This is a genomic window from Amycolatopsis magusensis, from assembly GCF_017875555.1.
Lineage (GTDB): Bacteria > Actinomycetota > Actinomycetes > Mycobacteriales > Pseudonocardiaceae > Amycolatopsis > Amycolatopsis magusensis.
This window is the reverse complement of the sequence record NZ_JAGGMS010000001.1, coordinates 2,803,097-2,829,000: the sequence shown is the minus strand read 5'-3', so window position 1 is coordinate 2,829,000 and position 25,904 is coordinate 2,803,097. Positions and strand designations below refer to the sequence as shown.

At 69.7% G+C, this 25,904-nt stretch carries 24 protein-coding genes; 14 read left to right on the top strand and 10 right to left on the bottom strand.

The window, feature by feature from the left end:
- Window positions 1-10 precede the first annotated feature (10 nt).
- The 6 genes from JOM49_RS13125 to JOM49_RS13100 all read right to left on the bottom strand — a co-directional run bounded on the left by JOM49_RS13125 (window position 11) and on the right by JOM49_RS13100 (window position 8,549).
- Entirely contained in the window at window positions 11-2,068 is a 2,058-nt protein-coding gene (locus tag JOM49_RS13125; protein WP_209664571.1) for a DNA gyrase/topoisomerase IV subunit B, read from the bottom strand.
- A 155-nt stretch (window positions 2,069-2,223) separates the two neighbouring features.
- A complete protein-coding gene (locus JOM49_RS13120; RefSeq protein WP_209664570.1) occupies window positions 2,224-3,156 on the bottom strand; it encodes a LamG-like jellyroll fold domain-containing protein in 933 nt (310 codons plus the stop codon).
- Window positions 3,149-4,606: a PQQ-dependent sugar dehydrogenase gene (locus JOM49_RS13115; protein WP_209664569.1), complete on the bottom strand. Its 1,458-nt coding sequence runs from the start codon at window positions 4,604-4,606 to the stop codon at window positions 3,149-3,151. Before JOM49_RS13115 ends, JOM49_RS13120 begins: the two co-directional genes overlap by 8 nt.
- A gap of 119 nt (window positions 4,607-4,725) precedes the next feature.
- Complete coding sequence (locus JOM49_RS13110; protein ID WP_209664568.1) at window positions 4,726-5,922, bottom strand: NAD(P)/FAD-dependent oxidoreductase; 1,197 nt, start codon at window positions 5,920-5,922, stop codon at window positions 4,726-4,728.
- Window positions 5,919-6,113 carry a ferredoxin gene (locus tag JOM49_RS13105; protein ID WP_209664567.1) on the bottom strand — a complete coding sequence of 65 codons (195 nt, stop codon included), beginning with the start codon at window positions 6,111-6,113 and terminating at the stop codon, window positions 5,919-5,921. The genes JOM49_RS13110 and JOM49_RS13105 overlap by 4 nt, the downstream gene beginning before the upstream one ends.
- 81 nt (window positions 6,114-6,194) lie before the next feature.
- A complete protein-coding gene (locus JOM49_RS13100) occupies window positions 6,195-8,549 on the bottom strand; it encodes a class III lanthionine synthetase LanKC N-terminal domain-containing protein (RefSeq protein ID WP_209664566.1) in 2,355 nt (784 codons plus the stop codon).
- A 151-nt stretch (window positions 8,550-8,700) separates the two neighbouring features.
- On the opposite strand from JOM49_RS13100, the gene JOM49_RS13095 reads away from it, so the two are divergent.
- The 9 genes from JOM49_RS13095 (at window position 8,701) to JOM49_RS13055 (ending at window position 15,469) form a co-directional block, all read left to right on the top strand.
- Window positions 8,701-9,093: a YchJ family protein gene (locus JOM49_RS13095; protein WP_209664565.1), complete on the top strand. Its 393-nt coding sequence runs from the start codon at window positions 8,701-8,703 to the stop codon at window positions 9,091-9,093.
- 115 nt (window positions 9,094-9,208) lie between these two features.
- On the top strand, window positions 9,209-9,667 hold the full coding sequence (locus JOM49_RS13090) for a hypothetical protein (protein ID WP_245369317.1): 459 nt from the start codon (window positions 9,209-9,211) through the stop codon (window positions 9,665-9,667).
- 150 nt (window positions 9,668-9,817) lie between these two features.
- Window positions 9,818-10,141: a DUF6235 family protein gene (locus tag JOM49_RS13085; protein WP_209664564.1), complete on the top strand. Its 324-nt coding sequence runs from the start codon at window positions 9,818-9,820 to the stop codon at window positions 10,139-10,141.
- Between the two features lie 262 nt (window positions 10,142-10,403).
- The gene (locus JOM49_RS13080; protein ID WP_209664563.1) at window positions 10,404-10,889 is read left to right on the top strand and encodes a DUF6423 family protein; all 486 of its coding nucleotides are present in this window, start codon (window positions 10,404-10,406) and stop codon (window positions 10,887-10,889) included.
- Window positions 10,890-10,892: 3 nt separating this feature from the next.
- Window positions 10,893-12,212: an FAD-dependent oxidoreductase gene (locus JOM49_RS13075; RefSeq protein ID WP_209664562.1), complete on the top strand. Its 1,320-nt coding sequence runs from the start codon at window positions 10,893-10,895 to the stop codon at window positions 12,210-12,212.
- Window positions 12,205-12,627 carry a DUF6187 family protein gene (locus tag JOM49_RS13070; RefSeq protein WP_209664561.1) on the top strand — a complete coding sequence of 141 codons (423 nt, stop codon included), beginning with the start codon at window positions 12,205-12,207 and terminating at the stop codon, window positions 12,625-12,627. The genes JOM49_RS13075 and JOM49_RS13070 overlap by 8 nt, the downstream gene beginning before the upstream one ends.
- A gap of 12 nt (window positions 12,628-12,639) precedes the next feature.
- The gene (locus JOM49_RS13065) at window positions 12,640-13,182 is read left to right on the top strand and encodes a carboxymuconolactone decarboxylase family protein (RefSeq protein WP_209664560.1); all 543 of its coding nucleotides are present in this window, start codon (window positions 12,640-12,642) and stop codon (window positions 13,180-13,182) included.
- A 257-nt stretch (window positions 13,183-13,439) separates the two neighbouring features.
- Window positions 13,440-14,663: a helix-turn-helix domain-containing protein gene (locus JOM49_RS13060; RefSeq protein ID WP_209664559.1), complete on the top strand. Its 1,224-nt coding sequence runs from the start codon at window positions 13,440-13,442 to the stop codon at window positions 14,661-14,663.
- Window positions 14,664-15,034: 371 nt separating this feature from the next.
- Window positions 15,035-15,469 carry a helix-turn-helix domain-containing protein gene (locus JOM49_RS13055; RefSeq protein ID WP_209664558.1) on the top strand — a complete coding sequence of 145 codons (435 nt, stop codon included), beginning with the start codon at window positions 15,035-15,037 and terminating at the stop codon, window positions 15,467-15,469.
- A 235-nt stretch (window positions 15,470-15,704) separates the two neighbouring features.
- On the opposite strand, the gene JOM49_RS13050 is transcribed toward JOM49_RS13055, so the two are convergent.
- The gene (locus JOM49_RS13050) at window positions 15,705-17,042 is read right to left on the bottom strand and encodes a nucleotide disphospho-sugar-binding domain-containing protein (protein ID WP_209664557.1); all 1,338 of its coding nucleotides are present in this window, start codon (window positions 17,040-17,042) and stop codon (window positions 15,705-15,707) included.
- A 143-nt stretch (window positions 17,043-17,185) separates the two neighbouring features.
- Window positions 17,186-17,917 carry a class I SAM-dependent DNA methyltransferase gene (locus JOM49_RS13045; RefSeq protein WP_209664556.1) on the bottom strand — a complete coding sequence of 244 codons (732 nt, stop codon included), beginning with the start codon at window positions 17,915-17,917 and terminating at the stop codon, window positions 17,186-17,188.
- A 221-nt stretch (window positions 17,918-18,138) separates the two neighbouring features.
- On the opposite strand from JOM49_RS13045, the gene JOM49_RS13040 reads away from it, so the two are divergent.
- The 5 genes from JOM49_RS13040 (at window position 18,139) to JOM49_RS13020 (ending at window position 23,628) form a co-directional block, all read left to right on the top strand.
- Window positions 18,139-19,299: a DegT/DnrJ/EryC1/StrS family aminotransferase gene (locus JOM49_RS13040; protein WP_209664555.1), complete on the top strand. Its 1,161-nt coding sequence runs from the start codon at window positions 18,139-18,141 to the stop codon at window positions 19,297-19,299.
- A 6-nt stretch (window positions 19,300-19,305) separates the two neighbouring features.
- Window positions 19,306-19,911: a dTDP-4-dehydrorhamnose 3,5-epimerase family protein gene (locus tag JOM49_RS13035; protein ID WP_209664554.1), complete on the top strand. Its 606-nt coding sequence runs from the start codon at window positions 19,306-19,308 to the stop codon at window positions 19,909-19,911.
- Window positions 19,912-20,047: 136 nt separating this feature from the next.
- Entirely contained in the window at window positions 20,048-21,313 is a 1,266-nt protein-coding gene (locus tag JOM49_RS13030) for a class I SAM-dependent methyltransferase (RefSeq protein ID WP_245369316.1), read from the top strand.
- A gap of 18 nt (window positions 21,314-21,331) precedes the next feature.
- A complete protein-coding gene (locus tag JOM49_RS13025; protein ID WP_209664553.1) occupies window positions 21,332-22,702 on the top strand; it encodes an NDP-hexose 2,3-dehydratase family protein in 1,371 nt (456 codons plus the stop codon).
- The gene (locus tag JOM49_RS13020) at window positions 22,690-23,628 is read left to right on the top strand and encodes a Gfo/Idh/MocA family protein (protein WP_209664552.1); all 939 of its coding nucleotides are present in this window, start codon (window positions 22,690-22,692) and stop codon (window positions 23,626-23,628) included. Before JOM49_RS13025 ends, JOM49_RS13020 begins: the two co-directional genes overlap by 13 nt.
- A gap of 239 nt (window positions 23,629-23,867) precedes the next feature.
- Here the strand turns inward: JOM49_RS13020 and JOM49_RS13015 are convergent, their stop codons facing one another.
- Both JOM49_RS13015 and JOM49_RS13010 read right to left on the bottom strand, forming a co-directional pair.
- Entirely contained in the window at window positions 23,868-25,148 is a 1,281-nt protein-coding gene (locus JOM49_RS13015) for an alpha/beta hydrolase family protein (RefSeq protein ID WP_308158732.1), read from the bottom strand.
- A 175-nt stretch (window positions 25,149-25,323) separates the two neighbouring features.
- Window positions 25,324-25,830, bottom strand: a complete 507-nt coding sequence (locus JOM49_RS13010; RefSeq protein WP_209664551.1) for an SRPBCC family protein — start codon at window positions 25,828-25,830, stop codon at window positions 25,324-25,326.
- Window positions 25,831-25,904 lie beyond the last annotated feature (74 nt).

Here is a 25,904-nt window from a genome sequence, read left to right as displayed (position 1 = left end):
TCGACGCGGATCAGGCGTCGATGGCTTCCTGGTCGACCCGGTGCGAGGACTCGACGAGCCAGTTCCGGCGCGGTTCGACCTTCTCGCCCATCAGCAGCTCGAGCGCGGCTTCGGCGGCTTCGGCGTCGTCGAGGGTGATCCGGCGGACCGAGCGGGTGGCCGGGTTCATCGTGGTCTCCCACAGCTCGTCGGCGTCCATCTCGCCGAGCCCCTTGAACCGCGGCACCGGCGTGACGATCTGCTTGCCCGCCGCCTCCAGCCGCTTCACCGTGCTCTCCATCTCGCGCTGGGTGAAGGTGAAGATGGTCTCCGGGTTGCGTCCCTTGGTGACCACCTTGTGCAGCGGCGGCATCGCGGCGTAGAGCCTGCCGTCCTCGATCACCGGCCGCATGTACTTGGCGAACAGGGTGATCAGCAGCGTCCGGATGTGCGAACCGTCCACATCGGCGTCGGCCATCAGGATGACCCGGCCGTAGCGCATCGCGGGCAGGTCGAAGGTGCGCCCGGTACCGGCGCCGAGCACCTGCACGATCGAGGCGATCTCGGCGTTCTTCAACGTGTCACCGAGACTGGCCTTCTGCACGTTGAGGATCTTGCCGCGCAGGGGCAACAATGCTTGGTATTCCGACACTCTGGCCATTCGCGCCGAGCCGAGGGCGCTGTCGCCTTCCACGAGAAAAAGTTCCGCGCGGGAGACGCCGGTGGAGCGGCAGTCGACCAGTTTCGGGGGCATGGCGGCGCCTTCGAGCGCGGTTTTCCGGCGCGCGGCGTCCTTCTGCTGCTTCTGGGTCAGTCGCACGCGGGAGGCGTCGACGATCTTCTGCAGCACCGTCTTGGCTTCGGTCTTGGTGCGGCGGTCCTCGGTCCACGCCTTGATGTGGCGCTCCACCACGCCCTGGATCACCTTCGTGATGCCCGCGGTGGACAGTTCGTCCTTGGTCTGCGAGGTGAACTGCGGTTCGGGCAGGCGCACGTGGATCACCGCGGTCATGCCCTCGAGCACGTCCTCGATGGTCGGCGGGTCCTCCTTGGGCTTGAGCAGCCCGCGCGTCTTCGACACCGCCTCGTTGACCGACTTCACCACGGCGCGGTCGAACCCGCGCTTGTGCGTGCCGCCGTGCACGTTGCGGATGGTGTTGGTGAAGCACTCCACCGTGCGCTCGTAGCCGGTGCCCCAGCGCAGCGCCACCTCCACCTCGGCGCGGCGCTCCACTTTGGACTGCATCACGCCGTTCTCGTCGGCGGCGTTCTCGCGGTAGGTGCCCTCACCGGTGATCAGCAGCGTGCCGGAGACCGGCTTCTCGTTGTCCGGCGAGAGGAACTCGACCATGTCGCGGAGCCCGTCCGGGTAGTGGAAGGTCTCCTCGCTGATCGCGTCGTCCACCGCGGTGCGCAGCACGTAGGTGACCCCGGGCACCAGGAACGCGGTGTTGCGCAGCTTGTTCCGCACGCCTTCGGTGTCCAGCGCGGCGCCGTTCTCGAAGTAGCGCGCGTCGTACCAGTAGCGGGTGGAAGTGCCGGTGCGCTCGCCGCGCTTCATCTTGCCGGTGACCTGCAGGCCGGAGCGCGGGGTGAACTTCGCCTTCGGGCCCGGGCCCTCGAACACGCCCGGTTTCCCGTGCGAGAACGACATCTGGTGCACCTTGCCGTCACGCCGGACGGTGACGTCGTACCGGTGCGACAGCGCGTTCACCGCCGACGCGCCGACGCCGTGCAGGCCGCCGGAGGTCTTGTAGCCGGACCCGCCGAACTTGCCGCCCGCGTGCAGCCGGGTGAGCACCAGCTCGACCCCGGACAGCCCGGACTTGGCGTGCACGCCGGTGGGGATGCCGCGGCCGTCGTCGTCGACCTGGACGCTGCCGTCGGCGTGCAGGGTGACCACGATCTTCGTGGCGTGCCCGGCCACGCCCTCGTCGGTGGAGTTGTCCACCACCTCGGCGAACAGGTGGTTGATACCACGGCTGTCGGTGGACCCGATGTACATGCCGGGCCGCTTCCGGACCGCTTCCAGACCCTCCAGGTGGGTGAGGTCGTCTGCCCCGTACAGGGACTCAGCAGAAGCAGTCACAGGGTCGTTCTCCCAGCTCACGGCGTGCGAGGCACGCCTGATCTCGACATGCGGGGTGGCGCGCGGCGGCGACTCACCCCACTCGAGACTAGCGGGCACCCCCGACCATATGTTCGGTCAGAGGGTACCCGCGTGTCAGCCGGAGCGAGCCGAACTCACCCACGCACCGCGCGATGGTACTGCGAGAGCACCTCCCAGCGGGTCACCGCGCGGTCGAGGAACATCAGGCTGTCGAACCCGCAGTCGCACGGGTTCGCCTCCCGGTCGTCCTGCGGGAAGCTGCCGCCGATCTTGATGCCGCGCGGATCGGTCGGGGAGCTGACGTGCGGGCCGGGGCCGCCGAGCTGCCAGGGGTCGCCCGGGGTGACGTAGGACCCGGGCAGCGGCCTGCCGTTGCGGTAGAGCGCCATCTCCCCGGTGCCGAAGTCGAAGGTCGCGGCCAGGAAGACCCACTCGTCCGGGGGCAGGATGCTGCGCCAGTCCTCCTCGGCGGCGAAGGTCTGTGACGCTCCGCTGTCGAGTCGGCGACCGAGCGCGACCACTTTCAGCTCGCCGTTCACCTGGATGAGCTCCAGGAGCGCCCGGACCCCGTGCCCGTCCGATGTGCCTGACAGCACACCGGCGAGGCCGACGGCGTTGTAGAAGTCGCCGGGGGCCGGCGTGTTGGAGTTCGGTGCGGGGTTGTCCGCCGACATCCGGAACCAGCCCATCACCGTGGTCTGGCGCACGGCGTTGAACGCGCGCATGCTCGGCACCCCGGTCGGGGAGTAGAGCCCGGCCTTCCAGTCGTCGTTGCCTGGCGCGTCCGGTGTGACCTGCTTGGTGGTGAGGTGCGTCGCGCTGGCCGGGTGGGCGCCACCCGGCGTCCGCATCTGCGCACCGCCGTTGACCAGGTCCAGCGTGGTGCCGGAGAAGCCCTGGTCCTGCTCGCGCCCCGGAGCCCCGGGCACCGGGTGCTCGAAGTCGTAGTAGGCGACGAGGTCCGGTTCGAGCGAGGGCAGCACGTACTCGGAGGCCGCCGAGGCCGGGGTGGTCAGCGAGAGGCAGCCGAGCACCACGAGCGCGCCCGCTACCGCGCGCCTAGACATGCTTCACCCCCGCGATGCGCCAGATCTTGCCGTTGGCCTTGGCCAGGATGAACATCTCGCCGGATTCCTCGGCGCCGAAGCGCAGGTCGATCCGCTTGTCCCCGGCGAAGTCGGCCATCGTCTTCTCGGTGCCCGCGGTGTCGAACAACCGCAGCTGGTGCATGGTGGCCAGCTTCCTGACGCCGTGCCGCATCTCGCCGGATTCGGTGTACCAGATGCGACCGTCGACGAGATCGCCGAACAGGTATTTCCCTTGCAGGTCAGGGATGTCACTGCCGCGGTAGACGAAACCACCGGCCACCGCGTGCCCGCTGTCGGCCCCGCACGGCAGGCCGGGCGGCGGGTCGTGGTCGTAGGCGGCGACGGGGTAGGTGTAGCGGTACTTCGCGTCGTCGGCGGGCAGCGGGTAGAGGTTGCACTTGTCGGATCGCTTGAACACGAACGGGCCTTCGCGCTCACCCCAGCCGAGGTTGTCGCCTTTACGCACGTCGTAGATGGACTCGATCTCGTGCTCGCCGATGCTGCCGACGTAGAGCCGGTTGCGGCCGCCGGTGTCGAAGCTGAACCGGTGCGGGTCGCGGAAACCGTAGGCGTAGATCTCGCCGAGCGCACCGGGCTGACCGGCGAACGGGTTCACCGGCGGGATGCCGTACTTCCCGTTCGAGCTGTCGGTGCCGCGTGGGTCGATGCGCAGGATCTTGCCCTGCGGCACGGCCAGGTTCTGCGGGTCGTCGCTGCTCACGCCGCGTCCGCCGTCCCCGACGGCCAGGTAGAGCAGGCCGTAGTCCTCGGCGCCGGGCTTCGCCACCGGGTTGAAGCCGATCTGCTGGATCGCGTGGATGTAGCTCATGAACCCGATCCGCAGCATTTCCCGTTTGGTGCCACGGAAAACCGGTGCGGTGGGATCGTCGGCGGTCCACTCGGTGACCACGCTGTGGATGACCGTGTTCGGCTGCGGCCAGAGGTCCGGCGGCTTGGTCGTCAGCGCGGCGTCCGCCTCGGTGTGGGTGGTGTAGAACCGGCCGTTCCGGGCGAATTCGGGGTCGAAGGCGACGAAGCCGAAGCCGCTGCCGAGGCCGCGGTGGGACCAGAAGTCCGGTTCGAAGGTGCTCCCCACGTCCAGGTACACCTGCGGAACGCCGTTCTGCAGCAAGTACATCTTGCCGTTGAGGTCGGGCACGTACAGCCGCCCGGAACCGTCGGGGATCTCACCGACGTAGTTGATCCTGGCGTGTCTCCGCATCCGGGCGTCCGGGGTCGGCGGCACCGCCTCGGTTTTCGGCATCTGGACCACTTCCTCGAGCACCAGGCCGAAATCGGCGAGCGCCGGGGCCTCCGGGAACGGGTCGGTGATCGGGTCGTCCTGCCGCGCGAGCGCGGGCGGCGCGGTCAGCAGCAGCACCGTGAACACGGTGAGCAACCAGCGCGCGGGCCTCGGGCTTCCGCTCATCAGCTACCTCCCACGACGTCGTGAAAGCGCTTTCAAAGACCAGCGGAAGCTGACATTACCCAGCGGGGCCCGGTCAGGGCAAGGAGGGGCCGACGAGCTGTCCGATTGCGGACAACGGTCTACTTCGGACTGATCGCCAGCGCTTCGTCCCAACCGGACCCGGCGGCGAGCAGCGCCCGCCACTGGCGCACGGACTTGGCGCGGCGCACCCCGAGCACCCCGGTGAGCCGGTTTCCCTTGCGGTACAAGGCGACGAACTCACCATCGGCGATCGCGCCCTCGACCACCCTGACCTCGTCCGCCCCGCGCAGCAGGCCGAAGGCGACGATCTTGGTGTCATACTGGTCGGACCAGAAGTAGGGCACCGGGGTGAACGGCTCGCCGGTCTGCCCCAGCAGCGCCTTGGCCACGTACAGGCCCTGTTCGGTCGCGTTCGTGCGGTGTTCCAGGCGGACCCGGATCCCTGCCCGCTCGTGGAACCACGACGCCACGTCCCCGGCGGCGTACACCCCGGGTGCGGCCGAACAGTGGGCGTCGCACTCGATGCCGTCACCGAGCGTGAGCCCGGACCCGGCCAGCCAGCCGGTGGCCGGCACCGAGCCGATCGCCACGACCGCCAGGTCGCAGCGGAGTTCCGTGCCGTCCGCGAGCACCACGGCCTCGACCGTGCCCGCGTTCACCTTGAAGTCGCGGACCGCGGCGGCCGGTCCGGTATGCAGGTGGACGCCCTGCTCGCGGTGCAGTCCGGCGACGAACTCGCCGACCGCCGTGCCCACGGCGATGCCGAGCGGCACGGGTTCCGGCTCGACCAGCCAGACCTCGGCGCCCAGCGTGCGGGCGGCAGCGGCGATCTCGGTGCCCAGGAAGCCCGCACCGATCACCACGAGCCGGGCACCGGGAGCCAGGTCGGCACGCAGCGCGAGGGAATCCTCGAGCGTGCGCAGCATCCTCAGGCCACGCAGGCCGTCGGTCCCGGGGAACGGCCGCGGCACGACGCCGGTGGCGAGCACCAGCTGCTCGTAGGGCAGCACGCTGCCGTCGGTCAGCGCCAGGTGCCTGGTGGCCGGGTCCAGCCCGGCCGCCGGGGTGCCCAGGCGCAGGTCGAGGCCGAGTTCGATGGCCTTGTCGGGCCGGCACAACCGGATGCGGTCGGCCTCCCACGCCCCGGTGAGCACCTGCTTGGACAGCGGCGGGCGGTCGTAGGGCAGTTCCGGTTCGGCGCCCACCAGGGTGAGCGCACCGTCGTAGCCGTTGCGGCGGAGTCCCTCGGCCGTGGCGAACCCGGCGGCCGAGGCGCCGACAACGACAACGCTCACTCGGTGACTTCGATCGTGGCGGTCGGGCAGACCGAAGCCGCTTCGCGGACCGCCTGGTGCTGCTCGGGAGCCGGCGACTCCTGCAGCACGATGACCAGGCCTTCTTCGTCGTCCTGGTCGAACACGTCGGGTGCGGCGAGCACACACTGGCCCGCGCCACAGCAGCGGTCGCGGTCGATCGTGATCTTCATCGGCGCCTCCGTCCTCCTCGGGAGAACCATTGTTCCCACCGGAACGTCGCAACATTCCCAGTGTCGGGTTCGGGTCACACGCTATCGCGGATCGGGTTGTCCCGGCGTGAGCGCCCGTGGTGGCGACCACTCGGGGGTCCACGGCCGCGATCCGGCCCGCTCGTGGAGCCTGCGCAGGAATCCGAGCACCCCGGCGGCGCCCCCGGCCCAGCTCCCGTCACCGGGCAGCAGCGGCTTGTCGTAGCCGCCACCGGAGCGGAGCAGGATCAGCTCGGCGATCCCGGTGGCCCCCGTCCAGAACTCGTCGTCCCCGGTGGCCAGTGCGACGTCGACCAGCGTTTCGCCGATCCCCGCCAGGCCGTGGGACTGGCACACCGACGGCACGCGTGGTGCCGCGGTCAGGCAGGCTCGCGCCCCCTCCTTGGCCAGGTCCAGGTAGCGGGTGTCGCCGTAGGCCCGCGCGGCTGCCAGCAGCGGCGGGATGAGCCCGGCCATGCCCTCCCACCAGGTGGCGGCCCTGGCGGGCGCGGTCCGGCGGCGCAGCACCCCGGTCCGCTCGGCCACCTCGGTGCGCAGCAGGTCGAACAGCCGGATGGCGGCCGAGCCGGTGGCCGGATCACCGGTGGCGCGGTGGTGGGCGAGCAGGAAGGCGGCGATCCCGGCGTGCCCCCTGGCGTACCCGCGTTCGGTGCCGGTATCGGTCAAGAGCAGGCGCGCGCACTCGTCGGCGATGGTGAAGTTCTCCGAGCGCTCGGCCACGGACTGCAGCAGCAGGTGACCGATGCCGATACCGGCCGCGCCGTGCACGTAGTCCTGGCCTTCGTCCGGGGCCAGTTCGAGCGTCGGCTGGGGCAGTCCCGCGGTGGCCAGGAACAACGCGGTGCCGGTGCGGCCGGAGAACAACCCGTTCGGCGGGGGCGCCGGTGGCGGGCGCTCGACGGTCCAGCGCGCCAGTTCCCGCGCGACGGCCTCCCCGCCGGAGTGGTGGAGCAACTCCATGCCGATCCCGGCGGTCCCGCGGTAGACGTTGGTGGCCAGCGGCTCGGTCTCGACCAGCTCTTCGGCGTGCCGCACGCATTCGGCCACGGTGCAGTCGATCGCGGATTCGAGCAGTTCCGGCGTGATCTCCGGGCCGCCGGAAGTCCGCTGGGGCGCACGACGACGCCGGCCCGCGCGGACGTCGGCGACCGCGGCGGTGCGCTGCGCCGGATCGAGGCTGAGCAGTCGCGGCACCAGGCCGCCGGACTCGACGCGCCGGTAGGCCAGCAGCGTGCGGTCGAGGTTGCGCAGCGGATCGGGGTCGGCGGTGACCGGGTCCAGGCCGGTCGCGGCGAAGAACAGCGTGGCGCCGAGGGAGAAGTAGTCGTCCTCGGGCACGGCCGCGCGATCGGTGCACTGGTCCGGGACGCTGTAGCCGGGTGTCCAGCCGGGCAGCTGGTACCCGTCGTAGCGGCTGGTGCCGAAGTCGACCAGCGTGCACCCGCGGTCGCCGAGCACCACGTTCTTCGGGGACAGGTCGCGGACGACCACCCCGCGGGCGTGCACGGCGTCGAGCACGCCGACCAGGTGCGCGGCCAGCGGCCCGACGCGGCGGACGGGCCCCGCCTCGGCGAGGCTCCGGTCCCCCGCGTCGGTGGTGACCAGGTACTCGTTCTCCTCGATGCGGAAGTGGTCGAGCAGGCTCGGCACCCCGTCGACACCCGCGAGCGCCTGCAGCACCCGGCGTTCGTTGCGCAACTGCCAGCGCAGGTCGATGCCCTCGTCGTCCTCCCCGACGAACGCGCGGGCTCGTTTGACCACCACGGGGTCACCGGACACCCCCAGGGCCCGGTAGACGTTCCCGTGTGGCCCCGAAACCACGCGATAGCGGCCGATCCGCCCGGTCTCGGCGACCGGATCGGTGCGGGGGAACGGATCGTGCACCCATGGCGGGGAGCCGGCCGCCTCCGGCACCACCTCGCCGCCCGGCCCGCGCACCACCGCCTCGAACTCGCCGTACTCGTCGACCCGGAACTGCGGGGTGAACGAGCCGAAGCGGTAGTACACCGGGGCGTCCGGCCGGAACCGGCGTGCCGCGGTGACCTCGGGGGCGGCCAGTCCGGTGAGCGCGGTGGCCAGGTCCGCGATCAGCCGGACGGCCACCTCGTCGGCGGCGTGCACGGTCAGCGCGTGCCCGGTGGCCGCGTCACCCGCGTTCAGCTCGCGCAGCACGCGCGCCGAGCGCACCACGGAGAACTCGCATTCCGCGGCGAGCAGGACCGGCAGCACCAGTTCGACGGTCTGCCCGAGCGTCACCGGCCGGGCCGACACGTGGATCTTCCAGCCCTGCAACGGGATCCGGGTGCCCGGCGCCCGGACCGCGGCCCACTTCCCGTGCACCGCGAGCTGACGGCCCTCGGTGATCTCCCCGAGCCGGTCGAGCACTTCGTCTGCCATTTTCGCGCACTGACCCCCTTCCCCGAAATTCCCGCACACCGGGCATTTCGCGTCCAGGCGCCGAACGGTCCAACACCGCTTTGACGAATAACACTGGTGACCGCGGCCGGAGCCGCGTGGCGCTCGGCGGGTGATGTGATCCAATCAGCCCATGTCACGGAAGAACCGGGCGTGCCCCTGCGGCACGGGTGAGCCCTACGCGGAGTGCTGCGGCCGCCTGCACCGCGGTGAGGCGACCGCGGCGACGGCCGAGCAGCTCATGCGCTCGCGGTTCAGCGCGTTCGCCGTCGCCGACGAGGAGTACCTGCTGCGGACCTGGCACCCGGACACGCGCCCGCCCTCGATCGAGTTCGACCCCGGGCAGCGGTGGACCTCGCTGGAGATCCTCGGCCGCACCGGCGGTGGCTTGCTGCACCGGGAAGGCACCGTGGAATTCGTGGCGCGCTACCGGATCGGCGGGCAGGACGGCGAGATGCGGGAGAACAGCCGATTCCTGCGTGACGGCGAGCAGTGGCTGTACCTGACCGCACTCGGCACCCGCTGAACGTGAACGGAATTCGTCACTACCTCTTCGAGTGAAAACCCGGCCGCCCCCGCGTGGATTTCCGTTCCGTGGCAATACGGTAAAAATCGGACACACGGGCGGACGGGAGGCGGACATGTCGTCGAGCACGGCGCCGGAGGACGCGACGGGCGTGGAAGCGCCGGAGGACGACGACGGCATCAGGGACTTCCGCCTGCGCTGGACGCTGACCGGGTCGAGCGGGGGCAGTGTCGAGTTCGAACTCGCCGGGCTGGTCAGCCTCTACAACGACAACCACAGCTACCTGATCGACGGCAGGCTGCGCATTCTCGGCGGGCACGCCTACTACCGCGAAATCGGCAATCCGCGCATGTTCGTCCGGCGCGACGGCTGCGAGGCCAGCGGGCGCCGATGGGGCTGGGACATCGTCAGTCAGAAACGCACCTGCGAGAAACTCTGCACGATGGAAACGTATTTCCAGCGCATCGGTTATTGGGCGCCCGCCGACCGCAGCATCCTGCTCGCCATCGGCGCCGAACAGGGCTGGTCCAAGCGCACGCGGTTCAGCCCACCGGTCGAAGTCCGGATGTGCTGAAAGCACGCAAGATCGAAGAAGCTCCCCGTGACCGGCGGTGCACCATGAGTAGGTGCACGCGGTTGGGGTCGGGAGTGGGTGGCTTCGGGGCGTGCTTCGCTGTGCTCCTTTGTCAGGATCGGCTGGAGCTCGTCGGAGGAGGCCGGCCAGATGACCATGAGCGCCAGACTGCGGTCGGGGATGCGCGTGATCGAGCACTGGGCGGACGAGGCGTACCAGGCGGAGAAGAACGCGCTGTACACCGCGCTGTTCACCGTGCTGGACGGCTCGGTGTTCCGCACCTACGAAATCATCGATGACGAGGAACGGGCCGAGGAGTTCTACGTCCGGGTCCGGCCGAAGCTCCTGATGAAGATCCGGCTGCACCACTTCGACTCGTTCGGCGTGGTGTTCATCGGCTCGCCCGAGGACGCCGGACTGCCCGAGACACCCCCCGCAGCCGGCGAACCCGAGGCCCCGCCGGCCGCGGCTTAGTCCGAAAGACGCCGCGACAATGGGCCGAATGGCCCAGTCGCACGGGCCGCCGGATGAGAATTTCACATTCTCGCATGACGGCCAATCGGCGGGATAACCGACTCCTTGACAGCCCCCTGACCATGTGAAACTCTTTGTTTCAGTTGATAAATGGGGCGTTCTTCGCCGGGAATTGCGAGGAGTAAATAAAATGGAGTCACCGGAAAACCCGGAATTTCCCGGCCTCGATGTTTCAGGCCGTGTTCGAGCGCGCGACATTCAAATGGCGGGCGTCGCGGACGTCGGCCGCCGGGTGCTGATGATCACCGGCGCGATCGACACCACCGACCACGACGTCTCGGTCACGGTGAACCTGCCGGAGCCGGGCCGGTGGCAGATCATCAAGTCCGAGACCAACCTGACCGACAAGACCTGGGTGGCCATGCAGGTCACCACCGACGAGGACTCGGTCATCGTCAACGACGCCGACACCATGCTGATGTCGCGCCAGTTCGCGAAGAGCTTCATGACCCCGGACCAGCGGCGCGTGACCTTCTACGACGGCGAGGTCCGCCCCGGCGAAGCGGTGCTGAAGGTCTACACGCTGGAGACCGGCGGCACGAACCCCGCCTACGCGTACTCCCGGTACAGCCCCATCGCCACCGACAGCGCCGAGAAGTCGGCCGAGACGCTGGACGGCCTGATCACCAACGGCATGCCGCAGCGCCAGGTCGTCGAGCTGATCGTGCCCGTGACCATCGTCGGGTGAGCAGTGCCGACCCTCTTCGTCCCGGAGCCACACCTCCTGGACTCCCCCCGCGGCCGTGACTGGCCGCTGCCGACCGCTCTCGGCGGTGCGGCGAGGCTGGACGAGCCTCCCCGCACCGCCGACGCGGTGATCGTCGGCGCCGGCCCGGCCGGCCTGGCGGTCGCCGCCGCACTCTGGCACCACGGAGTGCGCGACGTCGTCCTCTTCGACCGGGGAACGCGCCCGTGCGGGCAGTTCTTCGACCGGGTGGACACCCTCGGGCAGCGAGTGCTGCGTTCCCCCTACGAGCACCACCCCGGCGCGGAGGGTTACCGCGACTGCGAGCTGCTGGACTTCGCGCGGCTGAACTGGGCGCGGCTGACCCCGGTGGAACGCCGGGAGGTCCGGATGTCGCAGGCCGGGCACCGGTCCGTGGTGCCGATCGACGTGTTCGAGGCCTACTGCCGCCAGGTCGCCTCGACCCACGGGGTGACCGAACGGACCTGGCAGGCCAACGTGCACGCGGTGCTGCCGCGGCGGAACTCGGTCACCGTGTGCGCGGGCGAGCACGAGGTGTCGGCGCGGTTCGTGGTGCTGTGCACCGGCGAAGAGCGGCGGCAGGCCCCCGGCGGCTGGTGGCCAGGGCTGGAGACACCGCAGGGTGTCCGCTACTGGGACGAGCGGGCGCCGGAAGGGGTCGAAGAGCTGATCGTGGTCGGCGCGGGGTTGTCGGCCGCGCACCTGATCGCGAACGGGCTCGCCGAGGGCGCGAAGGTGCACTGGGTGCTGCGGGAGACCGGCGAGCGCTACCAGTGCGCGGACGTGAACTCGTCGTTCTTCCGCCCGGAGGGCCGCAACCGGTTCGACAGCGTGTCCTGGGAGGACCGCCTCGGCCTGATGGGCATGTTCCGGCGGGCGTCGGTGATGTTCGAGTTCCGGCCGGGACTGCAGCGGGCGGAGGCCGAAGGCAGGCTGGTCGTGCACCGGGGGCAGCAGGTCACCGGGGTCCGCACCGGCGAGGTCCGGCTGGCCGACGGCACCGCGGTGCACGGCGACCACGTCGCGCTCGCGCTGGGCACGGTCCCGTGGATCGGCGACCAGCTGCTGCCCGAGGAGGCGGTCGGCGAGCGCGACGGCTGGCCGGATCTCGACGAGCGCTCGCTGGCGTACTGCCGGGCCCCGCGGGTGTTCGCGGTCGGCGCGGCGGCGGGCATGGTGCTCGGCCCGGCGGCACGCAACATCGACGGCCACCGCGTGGCCACCGCCCGGGTCGCGGCCGCGGTCGCGCACGGGGTGCAGCGCGGCGAGCCGTTGCCGTCGGTGAAGGCGGTCGCCGGTGTCTAGCCCGCACGACACGCGGTTCTCGCTGCCGTCGGTGGACGGCTCGGCGTCGGCGGAGGTCGGCGTCATCCTGATGGGGCTGGACGCCCGGCGCCTGCTCGCCGGGCTCGGGCTCGCCTCCCTGTTCGACGACCCTGGCCAGGTCACCCTCGCGGTCGACCACGCCAGGCACGACGCGCCACTGCAGTTCTCCTTCGACGGCCTGGTGGCCACCGGCACCACGCGCTGGCTGGCCGCCCGCGACACCCTGTCCGCCGCCGGCGGCCCGGCCCCGGACGCCGCCTCGCTGCGGCTGGCCTGGGAGCAGACCCTGCGGCTGCTGGACAACTGCGACCTGGACGACGCGGGCCCGGCCACCGTGGCCTACCTGGCCGCCTGCTGGCTGCGCCGCGAGGAAATCGACCGCCACTCTCACTAGGGGTTTATGCCGATGTCTTTCCTGAAGTCATTGGGCGCGGATTCGGCCCTGCTGTCGGTTTTCCGAAAATTCCCGGCGACGGCCCGTCCGCTGCTCGATTACCACGAACTGGTCATGCGCGCCCCTTCTCCGTTTTCGGCGGGCGAACGGGAACTGATCGCGGCTTATGTCTCCGGCCTCAACAACTGCGACTACTGCCACGGCGTGCACACCGTGACCGCCGAACAGTTCGGCGTCCCGGAAGGCCTGCTGACCGCGGCGCTCTCGGACTTGGACAACTCGCCGGTGGACGCCCGGATGAAACCGGTGCTCCACTACGTCGGAAAACTGACGCGCACCCCCTCGCGCATGACGGAAGCCGACGCCGAGGCCGTCTACGCCGCCGGCTGGTCCGAAACCGCCCTGCACGACGCGGTGCTGGTGTGCGCCCTGTTCAACTTCATGAACCGGATGGTGGAGGGCTTGGGCGTCGAAGCCTCCCCGGACTACTTCGGCACCTCCGGCAAACGCCTGCACGAAGGCGGCTACACCGGCCTGGCCACCTTATTGGACTAGCTCCCACGGCAGCCGATGTCACGAATGTGGCTTTCCTCCCGGGCTTTCCGCTGTTCTACCCGGTTGCGGTTCGGCGCAGGCGTCGGACGGCGGGACCGAGGATGGCTCGCAGCGCGCCAAAGTCCGCCCAGCACTGGTAGTGGCGTTGTCGGTACGGCAGGTAGCCTGGGGGCGTATCTCTTCGCGGAGTCACTCGCCCCCGGTCGACGGGCCGGGGGTTTCGCGGGGAGGTCGAATCCGCGAAGAGGTGAGCGATCATGTCGCAGCCATACGACCACCTGCCCGTGGGCAAGAGGATCTACCGCGAGCGCGACCGGATCGGCATGTCCAGAGCAGTCTTGGGCGGCCTGGTCGGTAAGAGCGCCGAATGGGTGAAGGCTGTCGAGAACGGACGCCTGCAAGTACCCCGGTTGCCGATGCTGCTGCGGATCGCCGACGCGCTCGGTTTGAATGACCTCGCAGTTCTCACCGGCAATGGTTACGCGGTGCCGGTGACGGTGTTCGCCGGTGAGCGGCACGCCGCCCTTTCCGATGTCCAGGCCGCATTGACCGAGTACCGCGTCACGCCGACTGATCGGCCGCCGAACGTGGCGCACCTGGCTATCCGTCTTCGTGATGCATGGATGGTGCGGCACTCCTCCCCAGACCACCGGACGCGCCTGGGCTCCCTCCTGCCCGGCCTGATTCGGGACGCCCAGATGGCCGCGCGCACCATTCGCGGCGAGGACCGACGCGACGCCCGCCGCGTGCTCGCTGGCGTCTATCAACTCGCTGACTTCTACGTGGCGTACCAGCCCGCTCCGGAATTGGTGTGGATGGTCGCCGACCGGGCGCTCACCGAGGGGCAGGAGGCAGACGACCCCTACGTCATCGCCGGTGGCGCCTGGGCCATGGTGCAGGCGCTTCGCGATTCCGGTCGATGGGACGAGGCGGTCAGCCTTGCCGCCGATGCTGCCGGCCAGCTTCGGCCCTATCTGGAGACCGGACCGGACGACTGGCGCGGCATGGTCGGCGCGTTGGAAGCGGAAATCGCCTACGTGCACGCGCGTCGCGGGCGCCACGGCGATGCCTGGGCGCATTGGGAGCGAGCTTCCGAGGTCGCGCAGCGACTCGGACCGGGCTACAGGCACATGCAGTCGTCGTTCTCCCAGGCCGTGGTCGAAGCTCACGCCACCACGCTCGGAGTGGAGCTGCGGCGCACCGGTGAAGCACTCCGCGCTGCCGACCGGTTCGACCCCGACAGCATTCCGTCTCTCGCGCGGCGAAGCCGGCACCTGATTGAGGTTGCCCGCGCGCATCACCAGCGGGGCGAGAAGTCCGCAGCCTGGGCCCTGTTGAACCGTTCCGAGCGCACCGCTTCGGAGACCATCCGGTACAACGGGTTCGCCCGGGAAATGCTGCTGGACTTGCGAAAGCGGCCACCCTCTGGCCTGCGAGAAGATGTGCACGACCTTTGTGCCCGAGTGGGGATCGCTAGTTAACCCATTCGAGTGAGGGTACAAAGCGTACCTGCTGCCGCCTGACCCCGCTTTCAACGTCACCTCTCGATCAGGGAGGTGGACGAAGTGGGCGCACGACTGCGATCCGGCGAAGTCGAGCCGCTGCTGCCAGCGTCCGGGGAATTGCCAACAGCTGGCGAATTGCCGGTTGGGCGATGGGAAGACCCGGCGAGCTACGCCGAATCGCTGCGCTGGTGGCGGTCCTGCCGCCGGTGTCGCACGGTGGGCCGATCGATCTTCGTGGTATTGCTGCATCAGCGGCATTGCCGCGGTGAGTGTGGCCCGGATTGGCCGACAGAAGACTCGGACGGCGTTCGATGAGGGCCGGCAATTCCGGTACCGGGGACCGCGACGTGTGGATCGTGACGCGCCAACTGACCTTTCAGGTGGAACTCGGGCGCAATCTGCGCTTGGCGCGGGCATTGGCCAACCTCCGCCGCGAGGAAGTGGCGGAGCGGATGTTGAGCCAGCCGTCCACCGGCGCGCTCGGTGCGTGGGAGACAGGCGTCCGACAGATTCCGCTCGATCGACTGGTGGACTACTGCCGAGTGGTCGGGCAGCCGGTGGCATCCGTGTGGCCGACAGAAGGACACCGGATACAGGTGATCCACGCCCCGCGGCTGCGGAAGGTCGAAGATCCGCAGCTGAAGCCGCTCGCGGCTTGGGCGGAGGCTTACGGCGACGAGTTGATCCGGCTCACGCCCGGCGCCATCGAGGCCGCGGCGATGCTCTGTGGCGTGGCACCGGACTGGCTGCGACGGAGACTGCTGAAACTTCAACGCTTCTGACTCGCGCTCGAACCCGAACTTCGGCGCAGCGCAAACCGGCTCAGCTCCGCGAACGCCACCGGTCGATCATTCGCAGTGAGCGCGAGTCACGCCACCCGTGGTCGATGACCAGGCTCGGGGAGCGCGGACAGGCGGCGCTGCCGAGACCTGGGAAGCCGAGGAGCTCGCGCCACTGTCATCCAACGCAAACCGCCCCGGAGCCGTGAATGGGTCCGGGGCGGTTTTGTGGGGTGGGTCAGCGGGTGGGGCGGTGGAACTCGGTGAGCTTCTCCAGGTCCGGGATGATGCCTGCCGGGGTCGGGCGGGCCAGCCACGCGTCGTGCATGGACTTGGCCGCGTCGGCGTAGGACGGGTCGTTCAGCACCGCGAGGAGTGCGGCGCGGATCTCCGCGGCGGACTGGGTGATGCGGTTGATCTGCACACCCGCACCGGTCTCCTTGACCAGCCGCGCGGTGAGCCACGCGTCGACGCTGCGCTCGGTCACGGTGACCGAGATCGACTCGCCCTCGCCGCTGAAGACCATCCGCTGCGGCTCTTCGGTGTCGGCGATGACGTGCGGGATGCCGGCGGCGAGGGTGGCCACGAACGAACCGCTGCCGCCGTGGTGGATGGCCGCGACGCAGGTCGGCAGCAGGCTGGTCAACGGCACGTAGTCGACGACGCGCAGGTTCTCCGGCACCGGGGGCGCGCCGACCAGCTGGTTTTCGTTGAACGTGCCGATGACCTCGATGTCCAGGCCCTCGATCGCCTCGAAGACCTTGGGGATCAGGTCGACGCCTTCGTGGTAGGCCCGGGTCGAGACGCCGACGGTCAGCGCGACGCGCGGCCGCTGGGGACGCTCGTGCAGCCACTCCGGCAGCACCGAGCCGCCGTTGTAGGGGACCCAGCGGACGGGCACGGTGGAGATGTTCCGCGACAGGCGCATCGACTCGGCCGGGATCGCGTCGATGGTGAAGTGCCCGAGCAGCACGTCGTCGTCGACGTCCACGCCGTGCCGGTCGGCCAGCGCGCGCAGCGAGATCTCCAGCGGGTTCACCGGCGTCTCGTGCCCCTCGGCCACCCGCTCGGCGAACTTCTCGATCGCCCAGCCGCCGTAGTCCGGGCCGTTGAGCACGCGGCCCGACGCCGCGCCGGCGGCCTTGGCGACGACCCCGCCGCACGGGAACCAGGACTCCCACAGCACCAGGTCCGGCTGCCACTGCTTCGCGAAGGCGATCAGGTTGTCGATGTCCTCGCGCGGCTCCGGCGGCAGGTAGTACCGGGCCGAGAACAGGAAGAACTGGTAGTAGGCGTCCCAGTTGTCCCGCTCGTCGCCGCTCAGGTCGAGCTTGACCGCCAGCTCCTCCATCTCCTCCGGGCTGGGCAGCAGGCCGTACTTCGCCCAGTTCTGCAGCGAGTGCGGCTCCGGCTCACCGGTCTTGACCGCGGGCAGGCCCGCGGCGACGATCTGCTCCTCGGCTCCGGGCGGGCAGGCCACGACGACCTCGTGCCCCTCGGCCTGCAGCGCCTGGGCGTGCGGGATGAGGTGGTTCAGGTGGGTGACATGCGGGAAACCTGTCACGAGGACTCGCATCGAACATCTCCTTGAACGTTGGTGGACGGCGGTGTCGGGCGTCCTCGTCCGAGGCCGCCCCCGGCAGGTGTCACTGCTGATTCTCCGGCCCCGGCGGGTTCCGGTTCTTCCTCATCGCTGCGGAATCCGCCCAGCTCAGCGACCTACTTGCGGACGCCGACGAAGATGCCGGGGCTGGTGGCCCGTCCGTCGCCCAACTGCAGCGGGGGAACCAGCTCGACGGTGCAGCCCGCCCGCTCGAAAGCCGACTCGTACTCCTCGCGGGTGAACAGGCCGACCGACAGGACCGAGGAGAACTTTTGGATGCCGTCGGAGTCGGCCACGATCGCCTCGAAGGCGATGCGGCTGCGGCCCTCGTGCACGGTGGAGTGGCTGACGCGGGTCACCACGCGCCCGTCCTCCTCGGCCAGGTGGCTGCCGATGTAGCCGTCGATGAACAGCTCGGGGAACCACCACGGCTCGACGATCACCACGCCGCCCGGCACGGTGTGCGCGGCCATCCTGGCGACCGTGGCGGCCACCTCCTCGGCGGAGCCGACCTCGCCGATCGCGTTGCCGAGGCAGGTGACGGCGTCGAAGGTGCGGCCGAGGTCGAAGTTCACCATGTTGCCCAGGTGGACGGCGGACTGCGGGAGCCGGGTGATCGCGACGTCGCGCATGGCCGGTGTGAGCTCGACGCCCTCGACGTGGTCGAACCGCTTCGCGAACGCGGCCAGGTGGGCACCGGTGCCGCAGGCGACGTCCAGCACGCTCTTCGCCCCGGGGAACCGGGACAGGATCAACTCGGCGTGCTTCTCGGTCTCGGCTTCGAAATCCTTGCCGCGACTGTTGAAGACCAGTTCGTACAGTTCGGCGTGCTCTGGGTCGTAGTCCATCCGCGCTCCTCCTCCAGACCGGAGCCGCACCCCGGTTCGCCGTCAGGTCGGCTGTGCCAGCGTCACGCCGCCGGGCGGGCCGCCGCATCTCCTGGCTTGCGCCCGTCGCGCCCGCGCGTGGTCAGCCGCCGGAAACCGCGCAGGACAAAGGAAGGCCGCCCCCGCCCGTTGTGCCAGCATCGATCGGTGGACAGGGGTGACCCACGTGAAGGGGCGCACGAATGATCAACATGTTTCAGCCGCAGGTCGGAGCCGAGGAACTGGCCGCCGTCGCGGAGGTGTTCGAGAACCAGTGGCTGGGGTACGGCCCGCAGACCAAGGCCTTCGAGCAGGAGTTCGCCGACCACCTCGGGGTGCCCGCGGAGACGGTGCTGTTCATCAACTCCGCCACCTCCGGCCTGCACCTGGCGATGGAGCTGCTGAACATCGGCCCCGGTGACGAGGTCGTCTTCCCGTCGGTGAGCTTCCCGGCCAACGGCCACTGCGTCGCCGCCGCCGGCGCCACCCCGGTCTTCTGCGACGTCCGCCCGCGCACGCTCAACCCCACCGTCGACGACGTGCGGGCCGTGCTGACCCCGCGGACGAAGGCGGTCATGCTGCTGCACTACGGCGGCCAGCCCGGCGACATCGTGGAGATCGCCGAGCTGTGCCGGGAGCGCGGCATCCCGTTCATCGAGGACGCCGCCTGCGCCATCGGGTCGAGCATCGACGGCCGGGCCTGCGGGACCTTCGGCGACATCGCCATCTGGAGCTTCGACTCGCGCAAGATCATCACCACCGGCGACGGCGGCATGATCTACGTCCGCGACCCGCAGCTGGCCCGCCGCGCGCACCGCCTGGCCTACCAGGGCCTGGACGACCGGGGCGCGTTCGCCGCGATGAAGAACGACGGCACGCGCCGCTGGTGGGACCAGACCATCCACGAGGTCGGCAGGCGCCTGATCGGCAACGACCTGACCGCCGCCATCGGCCGCGTCCAGCTCGGCAAACTGGCCGGCTTCGTCCAGCGGCGCGGCGAAATCATCGCCCAGTACGACCGGCTGCTCGAGGGCGTTCCCGGGGTGCGGCGCCCGCCGGCACTGCCCGAGGGCCACGTCTCGACGAACTACTTCTACTGGGTGCAGTTCGAGGACGTGACCCTGCGCAACACGGTGGCCGAGGACCTGCTGGAGCTGGGCATCTACACCACCTACCGCTATCCCCCGCTGCACAAGGTCCCGCTGTTCGCCACCGGTGTGCTGCTGCCCGGCACCGACGAGGCCGAGGCGATCACCCTGCTGCTGCCGCTGCACCAGTCGCTGACCGACGCCGAGGTCGAGCGGGTGGCGAGCAGCCTGATCTCGGTCCTCGACCACCGTCGCGCACTCCGCGACGCCGGGTGAGCCGACATGAAGGTCCGCGAACTCGCCGTGGCGGGCGCCCTTGAGCTGACGCCGGAGGCGATCCACGACGACGACCGCGGGCTGTTCGTCTCGCCGTTCCAGGAGACGCACTTCCAGCGGGCGACCGGCCAGCGGCTGTTCACCGTGGCGCAGACCAACCACAGCCGGTCCCGCCGGGACGTGGTCCGGGGCATCCACTTCACCGTGACACCGCCCGGCTGCGCCAAGTACGTCTACTGCGCGGCGGGCTCGGCCCTCGACATCGTCGTGGACATCCGCGTCGGGTCGCCCACGTTCGGTCGCTGGGACGTCGTGGAGGTCGACCCGCTGTACTTCCGCTCGGTGTACTTCCCGGTCGGCGTCGGGCACGTGTTCGTCGCGCTCGAGGACAACACGGTGATGAGCTACATGATCTCCGGCGAGTACGTCCCGGAGAACGAGCTGGCGTTGTCGCCGCGCGATCCCGACCTCGGCCTGCCACTGCCTGCCGAGCCGATCCTGTCCCCGCGGGACCTGGTCGCGCCGACCCTCGCCGAGGCCCACCGGCAGGGCTGGCTGCCGAGCTACGACGACTGCATGGACGTGGAGGAAGAGCTCCACGAGCGCAGTTGAAGAGACGTTCCCGGGCACGCCGCGGGAACACACTGGAACACCGAGAGAGTCGCGTGGTGATCTCCGGGAGGAGCCGCATGCGATCCATCCCGCCGGTCGGGTGCCGAACTCGAACGGCCGTCACCGGGAAGGCGCCATGAACATCGCCGAGAACATGGCCATCGTCGAGTGCACCGCGTGCCGCATCTGCGGCAACACCGAGCTGCTGACCGTGCTCGACCTGGGGAACCAGGCGTTGACCGGCATCTTCCCCCGGCCGGGTCAGGTGGTGCCGAGGGCACCGCTGGAACTCGTCCGGTGCGGCCCCGGCGGCTGCGGGCTGCTGCAGCTGCGGCACACCTCCGACCTGACGCTGATGTACGGCGAGCACTACGGCTACCGCTCGAGCGTCCGCCCGTTCATGGTCAACCACCTGCACCGCAAGGTCGACGTCCTCACCGGCATGGTCGACCTGGACCGGGGCGACCTGGTGCTCGACATCGGCAGCAACGACTCGACGCTGCTGCAGGGTTACCGCACCCCGGGGCTGACCAGGGTGGGCGTGGACCCGACCGGCGAGAAGTGGCGCGAGTACTACCCCGCCGACATCGACCTGATCCCGGACTTCTTCACCGGCGCCTCCTACGCCGGGCACTTCGGCACCCGCCAGGCCAAGATCGTCACCTCCATCGCGATGTTCTACGACCTGCCCGACCCGCTCGGGGTCATGTCCGACGTGCACGACATCCTCACCGACGACGGCGTGTGGATGATCGAGATGAGCTACGCGGTCCCGCTGCTGGAGACGCCGGTCTACGACGCGATCTGCCACGAGCACCTGGAGTACTACTTCCTGCGCCAGATCGAGTGGATGGCCGAGCGGGTCGGGCTGACCCTGGCCACCGCCGAGGTCACCGACGTCAACGGCGGCAGCCTGTGCGTGACGCTGGTGAAGAACCCGGCCAAGCACAAGATCGACACCCCGCAGATCGAGCGGATCCGGCAGTACGAGACGGCACTGGGGCTGGACACCGACGCGCCGTACGACGCCTTCACCCGCCGCGTCGAGCAGCACCGCGTCGACGTGCGGTCCTTCCTGGACGAGTCGAAGGCCGCGGGCAAGCTGACCCTGGGCTACGGCGCGTCGACCAAGGGGAACGTCATCCTGCAGCACTGCGGGGTCACCACCGACGACCTGCCGTGCATCGGCGAGGTCAGCGCCGAGAAGCACGGCCGCGTCACCCCCGGCACCGGCATCCCGATCGTCTCCGAGGAGGACGCCAAGGCGCAGCGGCCGGACCAGTTGCTGGTGCTCCCCTGGGGCTTCCGCGACGGGTTCGTCGAGCGGGAGCGGGAGTACGTGGCGGGCGGCGGCAAGCTGGTCTTCCCGCTGCCGTCGATCTCGCCGGTCTCGGCGCAGTGAGGAAAGGAGGGGAGCGCGATGTCGACTTCGGCCGGCCGAGCTGAGGACTTCCTGGCTTCGGCGCTGACCACGATCAGCGGGCAGACGGAGGACCCGGACCTCTTCCTCAAGCAGCGGTTCACCGCCTCCAGCTACCAGGTCGACGAGATCCCGCTGGACACGCTGGGCGCGTGGCGGCTCGGTGACCGGCTCGAGCACAACACCGGCCGGTTCTTCACCATCGAGGGGCTGTCGGTGCGGACCAGCTTCGGCCCGAACCCGCAGTGGTGCCAGCCGATCATCGTGCAGCCCGACATCGGCATCCTGGGCATCCTGGTGAAGAAGATCGACGGCGTCCACCACTTCCTGATGCAGGTGAAGATGGAGCCGGGCAACTCCACGCTGGTGCAGTACGCGGCGACGGTGCAGGCCACGCAGAGCAACTACCAGCGGGTGCACGGCGGCAGGCCGACCCCGTACCTGGAGTACTTCCTCAAGGGCAGCCGGGGGCACATCCTGGTGGACCGGCTGCTGTCCGAGCACGCGTCCTGGTACCTGCACAAGCGCAACCGCAACATGATCGTGGAGATCCCGCCGGACGAGGACGTCGAGGAACGCGACGACTTCGCCTGGCTCACGCTCGGCCAGCTGCGCAGGCAGCTCGCGCTCGGCAACGTCAACATGAACGCCCGCACCGTGCTGGCCTGCGTCTCCTACGACGGCGCCCGCGCCCCGCAGGCGGTCACGGGCTTCCACGCGCAGACCGTCGCCTCGCACAACGCGCAACGGTCCGACGCGCACCTGGCCGAGGCGATGACGTGGCTGATCGACCAGAAGGAGACCTACACCCTCGACGTCAAGCGGATCGGTCTGTCCGAAATGGACGGCTGGGCCGCCGACGACGGCAGCATCCGGCACCGCGACGGCCTGTACTTCCGGATCATCGGGCTGTCGGTGGCGGCGACCAGCCGGGAGGTCGGCACCTGGTCGCAGCCGATGCTCGAACCGGTGCCGGGCAACCTGGTCGCCTTCCTCTGCCAGCGGCAGAACGGCGTGCTGCGGTTCCTGACCCAGGCGATGATCCAGCCGGGGTCGACCGACCGGCTCGAACTCGGCGCGTCCATCCAGCTGGCCCCGGGGTACTGCCGCGACGCGCGCGACCTGCCGCCGCTGGTGGAGTACCTGGACTCGGCGGTCGGGAAGGTGCGGATGAAGTCGCTGCAGTCTGAGGACGGCGGCCGGTTCCACCGGGCCGACACCGAGCACCTGGTGATCGAGCTCCCCGAGGACCACCACGTCGAGGCGCCGGAGAACTACCGGTGGATGACGCTCGGCCTGCTCGGGCGGCTGATGCAGTCGGGCTACTACCTCAACGTCGAAGCCCGCAGCCTCATGGCGTGCCTGCTGTGAAACTCCTGCTCATCGGCCTCTCGCGGTTCGCCCGGCGCCGGGTGCTGCCCGCCGCGGTCGCACTCGACGGCATCGAGACCGTCGACGTCGCCAGCGCGCACGGCGGCGGCAGCGTCGTTGACGAACTGTCCAAACCGGGACGGCGGTACACCGACTGGCGCGCGGCGCTGGACGGCACGGAACCCGCGCTGGTCTACGTCTCGACGGTCAACAGCACGCACGCCGAGGTGGTCCGGCACGCGTTGCGGCGGGGCCATCACGTCGTGGTGGACAAGCCCGCCTTCCTGACCCTGGACACGGCCGAGGAACTGGTCGCGCTGGCCCGGTCCCAGGGCCGGGTGCTGGCCGAGGCCACGAACTACGCGTTCCACCCGGTGTTCTCACCGGACCTGACCAAGGGCATCACCAAGGCCGTCGCGGTGTTCACCCCGCCCGTGCCACCGGAGGACTTCCGGCACGACCGGTCCTCGGGCGGCGGCGCCTTCCTCGACACCGGCCCGTACTTCGCGTCGCTGGGCCGGGTCCTGTGGGACGTGGAACCGGACGACGTGCACGTCATCGTCGGCGATCGCACCCCGGACGGCCTGGAACTGGCCTACAGCGTGCTGGCCGGCTACCCCGGCGGCCGGACCATCGTCGGGCAGTTCGGCTTCACCACGCACTACCGCAACGCCCTGCAACTGCTCGGGCCCGGCGTCGCCATCGACGTCCCCAGGCCGTTCTCCGCGCCGCCGGACCTGACCGTCGACCTGCACCTCGAGGTCGACGGCCGGCACCAGACGCGGAGCGTGCTGCCCGCGGACAGCATGGAACTGTTCCTCGCCGCCGTGCTGGACGCGGTGCACGAGGGCACGCGGGAGTTCGACTCCCCCCTGCTCAGCGACGCCCGAACACGCGCCCGCGTCGTCCAGTCCGCCAAGCGCTGACCACTGGCGACCGGCCTGCGCAAGCCCGCAAAACCAACGCCCCAGCAGCACGACGCAAACAGGCAAACAGGCGAACAGGCGCCCGGCCACAAAACCCGACCACCAGCGCCACCCACCCCTCCCCATCCCCGGTCCAAAGCCAAAAACACGGCGAAGGCCACTTTGTCAAGGCACGCTTTCCAGCCTTGACAAAGTGGCCTTCGCCGTAGTCACACTAAAACACCGGGGTGGCCCCTACATCACCGAGAACCCCTCAACAACGGCGACGGGTAAAAGGGAACAAACGACGGACCCATTACCTTATCCGCGAAGTCCCCGAAATTCGTCACCACATGATACTCAGGCCCAAACCTCGCAGCCGCCGAATTCAACGCATCCGCACCGGTATCCGGCCACCTCCCCGTTTCCACCCGAGCGAACATGGTCTGCAGGCTCACGATCTCCTCAGCCCCACTGAACGCACAATGATTCCCCCGGGCCGAAAACACCTGCCTCAGCCGATCCCCGCCACCGCGCGCGGCGACCTGACCCGAATACCAGTTCTCCTGATCCGTCGAAGCCCCACCATCGCCCGTGTTGTGCAACGTCAGCACCGGCGCAGGCGTGATCCCGTGCGGCACCGCATATCGGTACATGTACCCCGTCGCCCACGGATCCGCGGCGATCCGCGGTTCGGCAGCCAGGCGTTCCAGGTCGTCCCGCACATCGAGACCAGCCGCCCGATAAGCCTCTTCGACCAGGCCCCGCTGACTCGACCGAGCCAATTGACTCCCGTAATCCACCCCGACATTCCAAGCCGGATTACCGCCGGCCCGGCGTTCCAGATCAGCGCGACCAGCCGGACCCAGCGCCGAAGAAGAACTCGAAGCCCACGCCGCCTGCTGCTGGATCCGTTCCACCAGCGAAACCGGCGGCGCGTGGTGCGCGTGCCGCCAGGGCGGCAGGTTGCCGAAGGCGCCGGCCAGCGTCAGCCGCGCCCGGCCCTCCGGTGTGGTCAGCGCCCGCTCGATGACGCCCAGCAGCGCCTGTGTGCTGGCCGCCGGATCGTCCGCGAGCACCAGGTCGATGTCCTCGTCCGGCGCCAGGAGCGTGCGGAGGGCGAAGGTGACGTCCAGCGACATGTTGTACGGCGCCAGGTGGTCGATGTCGGCACACGTGGCCACCACCCCGGAGATCCGGCGCGGGTTCCGTTCCGCCAGCAGGACCGCGATCCCGCCACCCATCGACATTCCACTCGCGACGGTCCGCCGCGGCTTGCCGATGTGACGCTCGAACCAGTCCAGCACGGCGATCTGGTCCCGCAGCGCCGGTTCCACCGCGAACCCGAACCGGCCCTCGTAGTCCGACGCGGCCAAGGCGTACCCGTTGGCCAGCAGCCAGTGCTCGGTCTCCTTGCGGTTCGCCAGCCACACCTCGGGTGGGATCGGCAGTCCGGCGCTGAAGTACGCGTGGCTGTAGAGCACGAGCGTGCCGTTCCAGTTTTCCGGCGTCTCCACGCGGAAGGCCGCGCCGCCGAGCACCCCGGTGTGGGTCTGCCGCCCCGGCGCCGCGGCGGTCGCGGGCGTGGCGATGAGCATGCCGGCGAGCAGGACGACCACCAGCACCACGGCCCTGCCCCACCTCCTCGAGCGCAGGTCCATGGTCTCCGTCCTCGCAGGTCTGCGGTGGCCGGGCACGCGGCCCGGCCACCGGGGTTCAGCCCGCCAGCGGCGCCCCGGTCTCCACGAGCGACTTGAGGTCGCTGAGCACGAAGGACCAGCCACCACCGGCACCGGTGCGCTCGAGCGCCCCGCTGACCAACTCCGCCAGCTTCGGCGCGCCGCTGAGCTCGTGGGTCACGGTCAGCTTGCACACACCGTCGAAACTGGACTCAATCTCCCACGTCAGGCGGGTGAACCCTTCTTCCTTCGTGCCCTGGTCCATGCACATCCGCCAGGTCTGCACCAGCTTGCGCGGCGGGTCGGCCTCGAGCACCTCGCCGTCCACGCAGATGTCGCCGAGGTTCGGGTCGTAGGCCTTCATCTCCTCGGTGGCGTAGGCCTCGTACTTGCCGCCGGGGCGCAGGTCGTACTTCGCCGGGGCGCCGTAGCCGTACTTGCCGTTCCACTCCGGCGAGGTGATGGCCTCCCAGACACGCTCCGGGGTCGCCCTGATGTAGACGCGGTTGATCTGCACGGTGTCGGTCGCGGTGGTGTTCGTCATCGGTCTTCCTCCAGGTCGGCCAGGGCCCGCGACACGGGGTCGTCGGTGGTCACCACGTCAGGTTATGTGACCAA

What these genes read in the sequence shown, in the direction of transcription:
- JOM49_RS13090 (WP_245369317.1), top strand. Translation starts at nt 9,209, where the DNA reads ATGTCGTCGAGCACGGCGCCGGAGGACGCGACGGGCGTGGAAGCGCCG.
- JOM49_RS13045 (WP_209664556.1), bottom strand. Translation starts at nt 17,917, where the DNA reads ATGGACTACGACCCAGAGCACGCCGAACTGTACGAACTGGTCTTCAAC.
- JOM49_RS13030 (WP_245369316.1), top strand. Translation starts at nt 20,048, where the DNA reads ATGAACATCGCCGAGAACATGGCCATCGTCGAGTGCACCGCGTGCCGC.
- JOM49_RS13085 (WP_209664564.1), top strand. Translation starts at nt 9,818, where the DNA reads ATGACCATGAGCGCCAGACTGCGGTCGGGGATGCGCGTGATCGAGCAC.
- JOM49_RS13025 (WP_209664553.1), top strand. Translation starts at nt 21,332, where the DNA reads ATGTCGACTTCGGCCGGCCGAGCTGAGGACTTCCTGGCTTCGGCGCTG.
- JOM49_RS13050 (WP_209664557.1), bottom strand. Translation starts at nt 17,042, where the DNA reads ATGCGAGTCCTCGTGACAGGTTTCCCGCATGTCACCCACCTGAACCAC.
- JOM49_RS13065 (WP_209664560.1), top strand. Translation starts at nt 12,640, where the DNA reads ATGTCTTTCCTGAAGTCATTGGGCGCGGATTCGGCCCTGCTGTCGGTT.
- JOM49_RS13060 (WP_209664559.1), top strand. Translation starts at nt 13,440, where the DNA reads ATGTCGCAGCCATACGACCACCTGCCCGTGGGCAAGAGGATCTACCGC.
- JOM49_RS13095 (WP_209664565.1), top strand. Translation starts at nt 8,701, where the DNA reads ATGTCACGGAAGAACCGGGCGTGCCCCTGCGGCACGGGTGAGCCCTAC.
- JOM49_RS13115 (WP_209664569.1), bottom strand. Translation starts at nt 4,606, where the DNA reads ATGAGCGGAAGCCCGAGGCCCGCGCGCTGGTTGCTCACCGTGTTCACG.
- JOM49_RS13120 (WP_209664570.1), bottom strand. Translation starts at nt 3,156, where the DNA reads ATGTCTAGGCGCGCGGTAGCGGGCGCGCTCGTGGTGCTCGGCTGCCTC.
- JOM49_RS13040 (WP_209664555.1), top strand. Translation starts at nt 18,139, where the DNA reads ATGATCAACATGTTTCAGCCGCAGGTCGGAGCCGAGGAACTGGCCGCC.
- JOM49_RS13010 (WP_209664551.1), bottom strand. Translation starts at nt 25,830, where the DNA reads ATGACGAACACCACCGCGACCGACACCGTGCAGATCAACCGCGTCTAC.
- JOM49_RS13080 (WP_209664563.1), top strand. Translation starts at nt 10,404, where the DNA reads ATGGCGGGCGTCGCGGACGTCGGCCGCCGGGTGCTGATGATCACCGGC.
- JOM49_RS13100 (WP_209664566.1), bottom strand. Translation starts at nt 8,549, where the DNA reads ATGGCAGACGAAGTGCTCGACCGGCTCGGGGAGATCACCGAGGGCCGT.
- JOM49_RS13105 (WP_209664567.1), bottom strand. Translation starts at nt 6,113, where the DNA reads ATGAAGATCACGATCGACCGCGACCGCTGCTGTGGCGCGGGCCAGTGT.
- JOM49_RS13035 (WP_209664554.1), top strand. Translation starts at nt 19,306, where the DNA reads ATGAAGGTCCGCGAACTCGCCGTGGCGGGCGCCCTTGAGCTGACGCCG.